The sequence below is a fragment of the Rhizobium sp. BK176 genome, from assembly GCF_024808055.1.
Map to the genome: position 1 here is coordinate 434527 of NZ_JANUBV010000002.1, position 13256 is coordinate 447782.

Sequence of the window (13256 nt, forward strand, 5' to 3'; positions counted from 1 at the left end):
CGTTCTCGACTGTACCGTATCCGCCTCGATCAGGCGGCGTAACGGCCTGATGATCCCGTACCGTAGGATGCAGCCTGCAGATTGAACTGGCTGAGAAGCTGCATCAGCTTGGCGGCTTCCTGCGCCAGTCCGTGACTTGCTGCCGTCTGCTCCTCGACCATCGCAGCATTCTGCTGCGTGCCCTGATCCATCGTGTTGACGGCGGTGTTGATCTCGGCGAGCCCGGTCGACTGCTCGCGGGTTGCTGTCACGATCGCATCGACGTGGCGGCTGATCTCCTGCACCTGACCGACGATCGCCTCCAACGCCTTGCCGGTGTCGCCGACCAGGGTGACGCCGGAGCGGACCTGGCTGTTCGAGGCGGTGATCAGGCTTTCGATCTCCTTTGCGGCCTGGGCCGAGCGTTGCGCCAATTCACGGACTTCCTGAGCGACGACGGCAAAGCCCTTGCCGGCCTCGCCAGCGCGGGCGGCCTCGACGCCGGCGTTCAGCGCCAGCAGGTTGGTCTGGAAGGCGATGTCATCGATCACGCCGATGATGTTTGCGATCTTCTGCGAAGACTGCTCGATCTCCGTCATTGCCGAAACGGCCTTGCGAACGATGTTGCCGGATTCCTCGGCGCCGTTGCGGGTGCGGCTGACCAGCGTACCGGCTTCCTCGGCGCGACGCGCGGTGTCCTTGACCGTGGTGGTGATCTCTTCCAGCGCTGCTGCCGTCTCCTCGATAGAGGCGGCCTGCTGCTCGGTGCGGCGGGCGAGCCCATCGGCCGCGGTGCGGATTTCTCCGGCGCCCGCGTCGATCGCGTGCGCGTTATCGCCGACTTCCTGCAGGACGGCGCGCAGTTTGGCGACGGAGGCGTTGAAGTCGCTCCGCAGTCGATCGAGGTGATCCGCAAACGGCGTCTCGATCGTTCGCGTCAGATCACCTTCCGAGAGAGCGCCCAATGCATCCGCAAGAGCTGCGACGGCCTGCTGGATCTCGGCGGCTTCGCGGGCCTTCGAGGCTTCGTTGCGCGAGCGCTCCTGCTGCGCCTGTTCGCGGTTGTGCTCGGCATTGCGCTCGAGATCGAGACGCGCGAAGGAGTTGTCGCGGAAGACGGCGACGGCCGCGGCCATGTCGCCGATCTCATCCTTGCGACCCGCGTAGGGGACGGCAGCGTCGAGCTCGCCATCGGCGAGACGGGCCATGCGAACGGCGATCGTCGAGATCGGCTGCGAGATACGCTTCCATGCAAGGAAGGCGGCGGCGACGGCGACGGCCAGGGCGACGGCCAGGCCGCCGACGATCGACAGGATGCCTGCACTGTAGTTGCCTGATGCGGCTAAGAGCGCCGCATCGGTCGACTGCCGGTCCTTGGCCAGCATTCCATCGACGAGGGTCTGGATGTTGTTGGCAGACATCGAAAGTTCGCCGCGATAGATGCTGTTTGCCAGGCTGCGCTTGTTGTCGAGCGCGAGCGCAATGATCTTGTCGGCAAGTGCTGCGTCGTTGGCGAGCGCCTTCTGCAGACGGCCAAAGTTCTGGCTCATGTAGTCGCTCTTCGGCTGCTTGTCGAAGGCTTCGATTGCGGTGTTGAGACGCTGGCGACGGGTCTTGAGTGTCGTCTCAGCGTTGCGGAAGTCCGTCTTGCCTGTCGCGAGCAGATAGTCGGCATAGCTGCGGCGAACGTCGTTCAGCGTCGTGACGATCGCATAGAGCCGCTCGGTGTTCGGAATGTTCTGCGCGCCGATCTGCCGAGTGTTGGCTTCGAGATTGGTCAGCGAGAAGGCCGCGATCGCACCTTGCACCAGCGCAATGACAACGAGAGACAGAAAGAGAAGCGGAAGGAGCGTTTTGATCTTCAGTTTGGACATGCGGCTATCTCATGCGACGGAGGACATGGCACGGCCGATCGCATGGATCGCCGGTGCGCTTTCGTCCCGATGGTTGTTGCGGAGGGTATCCGGACGATGTCCGGCCTGCGTCATGCATTGCATGTCACTAAAGACGAACATCCGTAAAATTTGATTAAAAGTATTATTTTTTAAGCAACTGGAGATCGGTGCGTCACAAACGAAAACGCCCGCGACGAGCGCGGGCGTTTCCGTGATGCTGTTCGATGCCGATCAGGCGGCGTGACGGCTGTACGCCATGCCTTGAGACGCAGTCTGCAGATTGAACTGGCTGAGAAGCTGCATCAGCTTTGCCGCCTCCTGCGCCAGTCCGTGACTTGCCGCCGTCTGCTCCTCGACCATGGCGGCGTTCTGCTGCGTGCCCTGGTCCATGGTATTGACGGCCGTGTTGATCTCGGCCAGCCCGGTCGACTGCTCGCGGGTTGCAGTCACGATCGCATCGACGTGGCGACTGATCTCCTGAACCTGACCGACGATCGCTTCCAACGCCTTGCCGGTGTCGCCGACGAGGGTGACGCCCGAGCGAACCTGCGAGTTCGAGGCGGTGATCAGGCTCTCGATTTCCTTCGCAGCCTGCGCCGAGCGCTGTGCCAGCTCGCGCACTTCCTGAGCAACAACGGCAAAGCCCTTGCCAGCTTCGCCGGCGCGTGCCGCCTCGACGCCGGCGTTGAGCGCCAGCAGGTTGGTCTGGAAAGCGATATCGTCGATGACGCCGATGATGTTGGCGATCTTCTGCGACGACTGTTCGATTTCGGTCATTGCCGACACGGCCTTGCGGACGATGTTGCCGGACTCTTCGGCGCCGTTGCGGGTGCGCGAGACGAGATTGCCGGCTTCCTCGGCGCGACGCGCCGTGTCCTTGACGGTCGTGGTGATCTCCTCGAGCGCCGCGGCCGTTTCCTCGACCGAGGCTGCCTGCTGCTCGGTACGGCGGGCAAGACCATCCGCTGCGATGCGGATCTCGCTTGCGCCGGCGTCGATGGCATGAGCGTTGTTGCCGACCGCATGCAGGGCACCGTGGAGCTTGGTGACGGCGCTGTTGAAGTCAGTGCGAAGACGGTCGAGATGCGACGCGAACGGCGTGTCGATGCGATGGCCGAGATTGCCTTCCGACAATGCCCCCAGAGCGCTTGCAAGCGCATCGACGGCGTGACGGATTTCGGTGGCCTCGCGGTTCTTCTGCTGCTCGCGGTCCAGACGCTCACGCTCGGTGAGGGCGCGGCCGGTTTCCGCCTCCCCTTCGAGACGTTCGCGGTCGGTCGCGTTGTTCTTGAAGACCGCAACAGCTTCGGCCATCGAGCCGATCTGGTCGCGGCGCTGCTCGCCCGGAATCGTAACCGACAGGTCGCCTGCGGCAAGCTTCTGCATCGCGGCGGTCATGTCGGTGACTGGCCGGATCACCAGGCCGTGCAGCAACCAGGCCATCGCTGCGATCATCAGACCGACGGCAAGGATAGTGGCAACGGTTGCGGCAATGCGGAACTCGTTCAGCGAGGCGAAGGCAGCGTCGCTGTCGACAACGAAGCCGAGATACCATTCGACCGACGGAAGACCGGCAACGGGCATGAAGCTGACGAGCACGTCCTTGCCGGCGAACTGGGTCGGGACAAGACCCGACTTGATCGCCGGGGTCTCGGCCGGGAACGCGTCGGCGAGCGTTTTCGTCACCAGCTTCGCATCCGGATGAATCAGGATCTGCCCGCTCTTGTTGACAAGGAAGGCGGTGCCTTTGCCGCCAAGGTCGATCTCCTTGATCATGTCGACCATGGTCTTCAGCGAGAAGTCGCTGCCGACGACGCCGGCCAGCTTGCCACCGCGGCTGACGGGAACTGCCGAGCTGATGATGAGATCGCCGCTCGAGGCATCCACGTAGGGTTCGGTCATGACGCTGGCGTTGGCTTTGACTGCATCCTGATACCAGGGGCGCTTGCGCGGATCATAGCCGTCCGGCATCGGCAGCTTCGGCCACATGGTGAAGACGCCCTGCTCGTCACCGAAATAGGTACTGACGAACTGGCTGGTCAGAACATCGTTCTGGAGCACGGTTTCGACGCCCTCCTGATCGGCGGCGCGACCGATGGCGTTGGCCACCATGGCGGTCAGCGTCACGCGGCCGTTCATCCAGTTGGCCAGGCTGTGCGCAGCCTGCTCGCCCGAAGAGTTGATATTGGCTTCGATTGCCGCCGTCGCGGTGCTTTGCTCGACGGAATTGATGTAATAGGAAAAGGCGGCAAACGCCACGAGGACAACGGCAGACGCGGCAACGAGGATGCGCGTCATCAGATTCGTCTTCTTTTTCAAGGATTTTCCTTTCGTGAGCGGTCCGCGCCGTGTTTGACGAACGCGGGCTGCTCGATGCGCAGGCTATGGGCAAAGCTGAACAAAGCGCCTCATGCGCCCGGACGACCGCGACATCGGCGCGCCGTCAAGCCCCTAATATTAGAGGGGCATTTAAAACTGACTTAAAATTCTACGGAATTCGAATTTTTCCCCGTCAACGCCGCATGAAGGCTTCGAAGGCCGCCCTCGCTTCGGCGCTGTGCAGGCGTTCGAAGAAGTGGCGTGCCTCATCGTCGATGCGGGCGATGATTTCCTCCAGGTCGCCGCGGATCAGGTCGCGGGCGATCTTCAGTGCCTCGGGCGGCTTGGCTGCAAGCTTTGCAGCGGTCGCCAGCGTCGTGGTTTCGACTTCATCGGTCGCGCAGAGCCTCCAGACGAGTCCGGCTTCCCGCGCTTCCTCGCCGGAGAAGCCTTCGCCGAGAGCCAGAAGCGCAAAGGCACGCTGCTGTCCCATGATGCGCGGCGCAAGCAGGCCGGACGCTGCTTCCGGGACAAGAGCGAGATCGACGAACGGCGTGCGAAATTGGCTGCGCGCAGAGGCGACGGTCAGGTCGCAATGCATGTGCATCGTCGTGCCGATCCCGATCGCCAGGCCGTCCACGCCGGAGACGATCGGCTTTTCCGAGCGGACCATGGCATAGAGAAACTCGACGATCTCCCGCGGCATGGCCCCACCCATTGCAGCAGCCAGGAAATCACCGAGATCGTTGCCGGCGGAGAAGCAGCCTTCGGTGCCAAGGAAGACCGTCGCGCGAATTCCTGTGTCGCCATTGGCTGCGCTCAGCGCATCCGCCATCTTTCGATACATCGCCCGGGTGATGGCATTCTTCTTTTCCGGCCGGTTGAAACGGATGATCTGGATGCCGGGATGCCCCGCATCCTGCTCGACGATGACGTGCTCTGTCATGATGGTTCCTCAGGCAAGAATGATTTTGGCGGCTGCGAGACTTGCGGCGCCGTTGGTGACGCAGTCCTTCAGCGCCGTAACTTCCGAAAGAAGATTTTCCGCAGCAAAGCGGCAGAGCGCGATCCGCCGCTCGGCGCCACCATCCTGCGCCGGTGCGAGCCCGCCCTTGGCAAGGTAGCAGCCGGTCAGGACGAGGCCGAAGAGACGCTGATAGGGTGTCGCGCCGGCTAACGCCTCAGTCGTCTTGCCATCGCCAACCTTCGCCAACAGCCAGTCCGTCGCTTCGCCGAGGTCGGTTATCGCTGCATCGAGCTGGTTTGCCGTCGCGCCGAAGCCCTCGAGATTGGAATGGCGGACCTGATCGGCAATCTCGTTCAGTTCGGCGATGAAACCGCGGACCTGATCGCCGTTGGAGAGTGTCAGTTTCCGGGTGACCAGATCGATTGCCTGAATGCCGTTGGTGCCCTCATAGATCGGCGCGATGCGGGCATCGCGCAGGTAACGCGCAGCGCCCGTTTCCTCGATGAAGCCCATGCCGCCGTGCACCTGAATGCCGAGCGAGGCAACGTCGACGCCGACATCGGTCGAGAAGGACTTGGCGATCGGGGTCAGCAGCGCAGCGCGCTCCTGCCAGTGCGGCCTTCCGTCGGAGGCGCGATGCGACATGTCGATGGCGTGGGCACAGGCGTAGGAAATCGCCCGGGCGCCCTGGGTCAGCGCCTTCATCGTCAGCAGCATGCGGACGACATCGGGATGCTCGATGATCGGGCTCATGCCACCACCGGTCCACCCGGGTGCCTTGCCCTGGGTACGCTCCTTGGCGTAGCCGATCGCCTTCTGCGTCGCTGCCTCGGCAACGGCAACGCCCTGCATGCCGACGGCAAGGCGGGCGTTGTTCATCATCGTGAACATGCAGGCGAGGCCCTTATTCTCCTCGCCGACCAGCCAGCCGATCGCGCCCTTCTCGGAGCCGAACTTGCCATCGCCATAGATCATCGTGCAGGTCGGCGAGCCGTGGATGCCGAGCTTGTGTTCCAAAGAGTGCGCGAAGAGATCGTTGCGGGCGCCAAGCGATCCGTCCGGTTTGACAAGGAACTTCGGCACCAGGAACAGTGAGATACCGCGCGTCCCTGCTGGTGCATCCGGCAGGCGGGCTAGGACCAGATGAACGATGTTGTCGGCCGCATCGTGCTCGCCCCAGGTGATGAAGATCTTCTGGCCGAAGATGCGGTAGGTACCATCGTCCCGGCGCTCGGCACGGGTCTTGAGCACGCCGAGATCGGAGCCGGCGTGCGGCTCCGTCAGGTTCATCGTGCCGGTCCATTCACCGGAGACAAGCTTTGCGAGATAGGTATTCTTGAGTTCGTCGGAACCATGGCTGTTGATAGCCTCGATTGCCCCCATGGTCAGCGTCGGGCAGAGCGCGAAGGCCATGGAGCCGGAGTTCCACATCTCCAGCGCCGCGACGTTCAGCATGTGCGGCAGCGCCTGCCCGCCAAACTCTTCAGGTGCCGTCAGTCCGTTCCAGCCGCCGGCGCTCCAGTTCCGATAGAGATCGCGCCAGCCATCCGGCGTCACGACCTTTCCATCCACCAGCCGCGACCCCTGGCGGTCGCCTATCTCCGCGAGCGGGGCCACTTCATCTGTGGCAAATCGTCCCGCTTCATGAAGGATCGCATCGACGAGATCCTCTCCAAGATCGCCGAGCAAACCCGCGTCGAGCGCGTTCCCCAATCCGGCAACGTGCTTCAGCGTGAACGCAATCTCATCGACAGGCGCTTTGTACATTCTTGACCTCCTCGCATTGCAGGCCCTCGAGCCGCAAAGCCCTCCGGCACCTCCATCGGCAGAGCTAATTGATTTTTACGTAAACGTCAATTTTAAACTTCCGGCAACAATCCGGCGGGGAGTATGGTATCGGCAGTATTGCGCACTTGCACAAACAGCCGTCATAGAGAATCTCTAAGGACACATACCGCCATCGCAAGAGGACCGGCGCACCAATGGATACTTTGCCCGTCACCATCCCGGGACTCGTGTGGGCCTACCGCTTTCCGACGGACGGCGGCAAGGCAATGCGGCTCGCAAACAGCGCGCCGCAGACCGAACTGACGAACGGCGGCGGCTTCTACTGGCTGCATCTCAACCTGGCCGACGCCAGGGTTCCCGGTCTGCTCGATACGATCGAGAGCTTAAGCGACGATGCCAAGGCAGCGTTGGTCACGCGCGATACGCATGCGGCCATTACCGTGGACGAACAAATGCTCTACGGCACCCTCGTCGACTGCCAACGTGAGTTCGATCGCGAAACAGCCGATCTCGGTTGGCTGCATTTTGCGATCTCCGACTGCTTCATCATCACGACCCGGCTGCAGCCGCTGCGCAGCATCGAGCGCGTTCGCGTCATGGTCGAGAAGAACCCCAAGAAGTTCGAACGGCCTGTCGATCTGTTTGAAACCCTGGTGATCGAGTTCCAGCGTACGTTGATCTCGATCGTGATGGAGATGACCGAGGAGCTCAATGCCATCGAGGATTTCGTCTATGACGCAGCGCCGCGCGACGAACGCTTGCGGCTCGCGCCCGTCCGTCGCACGGTCGTTCGGTTACACCGGCACCTGAGAACGGTGCTCGCCCTGATGCGCCGCGCCGCCGCTTCGCATGACGACGAAATGCCGTTTGGCTTCGATGATGTTGCCGGACGGTTGACGAGCCGCCTCGAAACGGTCGACCACGACATCTATGCCCTGCAAGACCGCGCCCGCCTGCTGCATGAAGAAATCGACTCGAAACTGTCGTCCGAGACGAACCGTCACCTCTACATTCTATCGATCATGACAGCCTTCCTGCTGCCGCCGACGTTGGTGACGGGTTTCTTTGGCATGAACACCACCAACCTGCCTTTTGCCGAAGGGAGCGGCGGCACCGAATATGCAGTGGCGCTGATCATCGCCTCGATCGTGCTGGCATGGTGGCTGCTGAAGCGCGTCCGCATTCTCTGAACGCAAAAAGCCCGGCATCGCTGCCGGGCTTTTGAGTTGTATCCAGCTTCACTCAATACGGAGAAACGCACTGCTGGCGCGGGCCGTTGTATGGCTGGAAGGTATTGTCGTAGACACGATAAGAGCGATAGCGCGCTTCGCACCAGGCGACATGGCTCGAAGCGAGTGGAGCGGCGGGCGGAGGCGCCACATAGGTCGGCTGCGAGGCGATCGCGCCACCGATTACAGCGCCGGCGCCGAAGGCCGCCAGCGGGAACCAATAGCCGTTGTAGTAACGGTAGCCGTTTCGGTAGTAGGGATACCCACGGTAGCCACCGTACCAGCCAGGCCGATAGGCTGGGCGATAAGCTGGGCGGTACCCCGGATAGTAGCCAGGGCGGTAGCCGGGATAGTAGCCCGGACGGTATCCGGGGCGATAGCCGGGGCGGCAGTACGGGCCTCGGCAATACTGGACGTCCTGAATGTCACCGGACTTTTCAACCTGCGGCAAGGCTGGCATCTGCATCGCCTGCAAGGGTGCATAGCCACTTACCAGCGTGACAAGGGAAATAACGGCAATCGCTATCTTCTTAGAAAATCCAGTCATGGAATCTCCATTTCCAGGTTGGAATACGCGCGCACGATAACGCGAAGGCTATGAAAACGTTCCAATGACCGGTTTTCATGACGTTGGCGCGACTTTCCGTTCTTAAGCGATCCCGGATTAACCGGGCATTAACCGCCTTTCATCACGCTCACTCCATGAGGCAATCCTGGAGAAATCTTCTGCTTCGCTTGGTGGTTCCAGCGCTTACCGCGGGGGCACCGACGCAGGCCGCCTCTGCCGACACGCTTCCCTGGAAGAACACCAACAACGCGCTCGTTGTCGACGCGTATGAATTAAACGCGATCGACTGGAATTCTCTGCTCTCCGACAAGCGCATCGCCGCCTTCATCTCGAAGGCCTCCGACGGACTTCCGGAGAGCTTCTCCTGCACCGGCGACCATGCCGGGGATACCGTGGCCCATTGCAGGACCATGTGGCGCAAATATGCGGTGAGCCGCGAACTCTTCCAGACGCGGCGGCTTGTGGCGCGGGCGGCGGGCCTTCTCTGGGGCTCCTATCACCTTGCGCGACCGGGAAATCCCGTCGACCAGGCCAACCATTTCCTTGAATACGCCGATCCCAAGGACGACGAGATGATGATTCTCGACCTCGAGGGGATCGATCCTCAGAAATTCATGTCGTTGGAGGACGCGCAGATATTCGCCGGTCATATCAGGGCGCGAACCGGACGCTACCCGGTTCTCTATACCAACCACAACACTGCCCGTTACATCGCAGCCTACCGCAACGACTATCCCGTGCTGGCGCGGCTGCCGATCTGGTATGCGCGATACAAGCCCGATGTGAAGGGTGTGTTCCCGATGGGCAACTGGGACAACTATCTGATGTGGCAGTTCTCATCCGGTACGAACTGCAGCAAGCGCCGCTGTCCGTATCGCGTACCGGGCACGCTGACCGACATCGATGTCAACGTCGCGCCGATGAGCCGGGCGGAACTCGCAAAAATATGGGCGCGCGGCAACCTTCTGCCGGCGCGCGAACCCGACCCGCCGCTCATTCTCGCCAAGATCGAGATGGAACCGCGCGCAAGGCCGGCGATGGACATCGCAGCTCTTGCCCCGGATCCCATCGTCAGCTCTTCGATACCACAGAGCCAAGTGGTCCGAGCTCGTCGCGACTTCTGAGGCGCGCGCTCAAAAAAAAGACCCCGTCTCACAGGGAGACGAGGCCACTCGGGAGGTAGCTTTCTCAGCAGATCAGGCGACGACGGAGAGCTTCGCCTGATCGCCCTGCAGGCGATTGACCATGAAGTTCGAGTACCATTCGAGGAACTGCATCACGCCGCCCTCATGCAGCATCGAATAGGGGCCGGGCTCGTAGGCCGGCGAGTGGATGCCGAACGCATTCTCCTCGACGATACGGCGATCCTGATCGTTGGTCTCGGTCCAGACGTGGGTAAGTTCGGCCAGATCGTAATCCACACCCTCGACGGCATCCTTGTGCACAAGCCACTTCGTCGTGACCGCGGTCTCGTTGGCGCTGAGCGGCAGCACCCGGAACGAAATCGCGTGGTCGCCGAGAATGTGGTTCCAGGTCGTCGGATAATGAAACAGCAGCATCGTGCCGATGCGATCAAGCGTCACGTCCTCCGAAAGGGGCAGCTTGACGGCGCGTTTGCCGGACATAGTGTAGCTCTCGGCATCCTCGATCAACGGCATGCGAGCCGCGCGGAACTGGCCATCCGGAGAAATCTGGAACTTGCTCGGCAGGCCTCCAGCCTCGCAGCGTGCCCAATGTCCAGCGATTTCCGGATCGTCGGCGCCGCCATCCGTGCCGGTGACGCTCGGCGCTTCCGGGTAGGTGCGGCAGAGTTCGGGGTGGTTGGCCGCGCAGTGATAGCACTCGCGGTTGTTTTCCCAGACAAGCTTCCAGTTGCCCTTTTCGATGATCGTGCTCTGGAAGGCGACCTTCGCCTCGCTCAGGCGATGCGGCAGCATATAGGGCGCAACCATGTCGCGGATCGGCTGGAAGTCCGGCGCGTTCTCGGCGAGACAGATGAAGATATAGCCGCCGAAGCTCTCGCAATGGACGGGCTTCAGGCCATAACCGGTCTTGTCGAAATCATCACCCATGTGACGGGCAAACGCGAGCTTGCCATCGAGATCGTAGGTCCACTGGTGATACGGGCACACGAGACGAACGGACGAGCCGTGCTCCTTGGTGCAGACACGCGAGCCACGGTGGCGACAGCTGTTGTGGAAGGCACGGATGACGTTGTCTCGTCCACGCACGATGACGACTGGATACTGGCCGATCTGGACCGTGAAATAAGCCCCGGCTTTCGGCAGCTCGCAATCGTGGCCCATGAAGAGCCAATCGCGGTAATAGATCATTTCCATATCGAGCTTGAAATAATCCTCGTCGATATAGAATGGCTGCTCGAGACTGAAGCCTTCCCGGCGGGCCTTGAGTTGCCGCAATACGTTGTTGCGAATATCCATCTGCACATCCTCGTATAGTTGGGCCGCCGCTTAGGTCAAAGGCGAGAGCCGCCGGAAGCTTCGCTCCCTCTCCGTCAGGAGATTTTCTTGAAGGGCATTTAACCACCGCCGGCCCGCTGCGCTTGGTTGTAAAGCGACATCGGCTTCGAAAATGACGACAGGCAGCAAAGGAGCCCGGAATCGGCTGCATCATTCCGCTTCCGCTTGCCTCGTTCCCGGCAACAAAGGTCAATTACGACATCAGCGCAAGCCAATTCACACTTGGGATTTCGACGTAGTGTTACCACCGCTGTCGCAATTGCGACCTAGCTACCTGGCCCTGATCTTGTCGATCCGCGATGGAGGCAGCGTTTAACACACCATTAAGCATGATTGCCTATCCTCGCCACATCAGACACGCATGCGGATACCTACCATGGCGAAGCTTCGCTATTTCGACGCCAGTAATAGCCTCAATGCCCGCAACGCGACGCCGGCGGCTTCGCATTCGGAATTCCTGCGTACCGGTAAGATCACGCGGACGCGGGCGCACTGGCTCGCCGAAGAACGGCGCTATCTCACGCATGACGAAGTCGCCGAGAGGACCGGCCGCACGCTGGAGAATGCCGGCGAAAAGACGCATCAGAATATCAACGGCTTCCACCGCTCGATCCAGTTTCCGAAGATGCTGTTCCATCGGACGCTGCGGGACAGCCCGCATCTCGGCTACTGCCACGTAACGGCGTCGCGGACGAAATTCGCCCGCTACGAGGAGGTCAGCTGGGCCTTCTACATCGCGAATTTCTACGCCGACATCGGCGACAACGACAATTTCTTTGACAGGATCGATGTCAAATATTCGCGCATGTACTTCGCGGTCGCCATCAAGCCTGGCGAACACACACCGGAAAAGATGACGATCGACCGCTCGGTGCGGGGCAACGGCATACTTTTCCGCACCGACGATCCGCAGGTCGCCATCAAGAACGTACTTCTACTTGGCGCGCGCAACGAACAACTGCGCGAGATCATCCGCCAGCTCTGATATTGATCCTGTCGCCGGGAAAGCATAAGGACTGCCGGACAGCAATCCGGGCAGCGCATGGCACGATCGATCGACATCACGAAGGACAGGCAAGAGGCCATCAAGGTCGGTTGCGCGGTGCTTAGCGAAGGGTTTCCGATCGCGATCCCGACGGAGACGGTGTACGGCCTCGCCGCCGATGCCACAAACCCGGTGGCGATCGCCCACATCTACGAGACCAAGGGCCGCCCGCGCTTCAACCCACTGATCTGCCATATGGCCGATCTTGCCATGGCCGAAGACTATGCGGAGTTCGACCCGGTTTCACGCGCGCTGGCCGAAGCCTTCTGGCCCGGCCCGCTGACGCTCGTGCTGCCGCTGAAGCCCCGAAGCGCCATTCATTCCCTGGCGACCGCAGGTCTCGAAACGGTCGGTATCCGCGTTCCGAAGGGCTTTGCCGGCGAGCTGATCGGCGCCTTCGGGCGACCGCTCGCAGCGCCCAGCGCCAACACCTCCGGCAAAATCAGCGCGACCAGCGCCGACCATGTCGATGCCGATCTCGGCGAGCGCATCAGGCTGATCCTCGATGCCGGTGCGAGCGCCGTCGGTGTCGAGTCGACGATCGTCAAGGTCGAGGATGGCAAGGTCAGGCTGCTCAGGCCAGGCGGTTTGCCAGCCTCGGAGATCGAACGCGTGGCCGGTCAAAAGCTTCTGCGATCCCGGAAAGCGTCCGCAGCCATCGAGGCACCAGGAATGTTGGCGTCCCACTACGCTCCGGGTGCAACTGTCCGACTGGACGCAACCCACGTCGATGCTGGCGAGGCGTTGATTGCGTTTGGCAAGACCGCAGTTGCCGGCGCCGATGATGCCAGGATCGTTCTCAACCTCAGCCACGACGGCGATCTTGCGGAAGCGGCGGCGAACCTGTTCGACTATATGAAGAGAGCCGATGCCAGCGGCGCTGTGACGATCGCCTTCTCGACCATTCCCGACGAGGGACTTGGCGAGGCCATCAACGACCGGCTGCGCCGGGCCGCCGCCCCACGAGAATAACAAGAAGGACCGAG

The 13256-nt window shown here is 61.6% G+C and carries 10 protein-coding genes; 4 read left to right on the forward strand and 6 right to left on the reverse strand.

Annotated features, from left to right (window positions below):
• Nucleotides 1-29: 29 nt before the first annotated feature.
• The 4 genes from FHT76_RS11445 to FHT76_RS11460 all read right to left on the reverse strand — a co-directional run bounded on the left by FHT76_RS11445 (nucleotide 30) and on the right by FHT76_RS11460 (nucleotide 6927).
• On the reverse strand, nucleotides 30-1853 hold the full coding sequence (locus FHT76_RS11445) for a HAMP domain-containing methyl-accepting chemotaxis protein (protein ID WP_183859936.1): 1824 nt from the start codon (nucleotides 1851-1853) through the stop codon (nucleotides 30-32).
• Nucleotides 1854-2105: 252 nt separating this feature from the next.
• Nucleotides 2106-4193, reverse strand: a complete 2088-nt coding sequence (locus tag FHT76_RS11450) for a methyl-accepting chemotaxis protein (protein ID WP_183859938.1) — start codon at nucleotides 4191-4193, stop codon at nucleotides 2106-2108.
• Between the two features lie 193 nt (nucleotides 4194-4386).
• On the reverse strand, nucleotides 4387-5139 hold the full coding sequence (locus tag FHT76_RS11455) for a crotonase/enoyl-CoA hydratase family protein (protein WP_259126646.1): 753 nt from the start codon (nucleotides 5137-5139) through the stop codon (nucleotides 4387-4389).
• A 9-nt stretch (nucleotides 5140-5148) separates the two neighbouring features.
• Nucleotides 5149-6927 (reverse strand): acyl-CoA dehydrogenase, encoded by a 1779-nt coding sequence (locus tag FHT76_RS11460; RefSeq protein ID WP_183859942.1) that lies wholly within the window; start codon nucleotides 6925-6927, stop codon nucleotides 5149-5151.
• A 215-nt stretch (nucleotides 6928-7142) separates the two neighbouring features.
• On the opposite strand from FHT76_RS11460, the gene FHT76_RS11465 reads away from it, so the two are divergent.
• Nucleotides 7143-8138, forward strand: coding sequence for a transporter (locus tag FHT76_RS11465; protein WP_183752309.1), 996 nt, complete (start codon nucleotides 7143-7145; stop codon nucleotides 8136-8138).
• A 52-nt stretch (nucleotides 8139-8190) separates the two neighbouring features.
• On the opposite strand, the gene FHT76_RS11470 is transcribed toward FHT76_RS11465, so the two are convergent.
• Nucleotides 8191-8724, reverse strand: coding sequence for a BA14K family protein (locus tag FHT76_RS11470; protein ID WP_259126643.1), 534 nt, complete (start codon nucleotides 8722-8724; stop codon nucleotides 8191-8193).
• Between the two features lie 155 nt (nucleotides 8725-8879).
• On the opposite strand from FHT76_RS11470, the gene FHT76_RS11475 reads away from it, so the two are divergent.
• Nucleotides 8880-9869, forward strand: coding sequence for a glycoside hydrolase family 25 protein (locus FHT76_RS11475; RefSeq protein ID WP_259126642.1), 990 nt, complete (start codon nucleotides 8880-8882; stop codon nucleotides 9867-9869).
• Nucleotides 9870-9941: 72 nt separating this feature from the next.
• On the opposite strand, the gene FHT76_RS11480 is transcribed toward FHT76_RS11475, so the two are convergent.
• The gene (locus FHT76_RS11480; protein ID WP_259126640.1) at nucleotides 9942-11186 is read right to left on the reverse strand and encodes an aromatic ring-hydroxylating dioxygenase subunit alpha; all 1245 of its coding nucleotides are present in this window, start codon (nucleotides 11184-11186) and stop codon (nucleotides 9942-9944) included.
• A 415-nt stretch (nucleotides 11187-11601) separates the two neighbouring features.
• Between FHT76_RS11480 and FHT76_RS11485 the strand changes: the two genes are divergently transcribed.
• Nucleotides 11602-12210 carry a DUF6656 family protein gene (locus tag FHT76_RS11485; RefSeq protein ID WP_183859950.1) on the forward strand — a complete coding sequence of 203 codons (609 nt, stop codon included), beginning with the start codon at nucleotides 11602-11604 and terminating at the stop codon, nucleotides 12208-12210.
• Between the two features lie 57 nt (nucleotides 12211-12267).
• The gene (locus tag FHT76_RS11490; RefSeq protein ID WP_259126637.1) at nucleotides 12268-13242 is read left to right on the forward strand and encodes an L-threonylcarbamoyladenylate synthase; all 975 of its coding nucleotides are present in this window, start codon (nucleotides 12268-12270) and stop codon (nucleotides 13240-13242) included.
• Nucleotides 13243-13256: the final 14 nt, after the last annotated feature.

Excerpts from the sequence above, each read along its gene's own strand:
- FHT76_RS11460 (WP_183859942.1), bottom strand. The coding sequence starts at position 6,927 with ATGTACAAAGCGCCTGTCGATGAGATTGCGTTCACGCTGAAGCACGTT.
- FHT76_RS11465 (WP_183752309.1), top strand. The coding sequence starts at position 7,143 with ATGGATACTTTGCCCGTCACCATCCCGGGACTCGTGTGGGCCTACCGC.
- FHT76_RS11470 (WP_259126643.1), bottom strand. The coding sequence starts at position 8,724 with ATGACTGGATTTTCTAAGAAGATAGCGATTGCCGTTATTTCCCTTGTC.
- FHT76_RS11490 (WP_259126637.1), top strand. The coding sequence starts at position 12,268 with ATGGCACGATCGATCGACATCACGAAGGACAGGCAAGAGGCCATCAAG.
- FHT76_RS11485 (WP_183859950.1), top strand. The coding sequence starts at position 11,602 with ATGGCGAAGCTTCGCTATTTCGACGCCAGTAATAGCCTCAATGCCCGC.
- FHT76_RS11480 (WP_259126640.1), bottom strand. The coding sequence starts at position 11,186 with ATGGATATTCGCAACAACGTATTGCGGCAACTCAAGGCCCGCCGGGAA.
- FHT76_RS11445 (WP_183859936.1), bottom strand. The coding sequence starts at position 1,853 with ATGTCCAAACTGAAGATCAAAACGCTCCTTCCGCTTCTCTTTCTGTCT.
- FHT76_RS11455 (WP_259126646.1), bottom strand. The coding sequence starts at position 5,139 with ATGACAGAGCACGTCATCGTCGAGCAGGATGCGGGGCATCCCGGCATC.
- FHT76_RS11475 (WP_259126642.1), top strand. The coding sequence starts at position 8,880 with ATGAGGCAATCCTGGAGAAATCTTCTGCTTCGCTTGGTGGTTCCAGCG.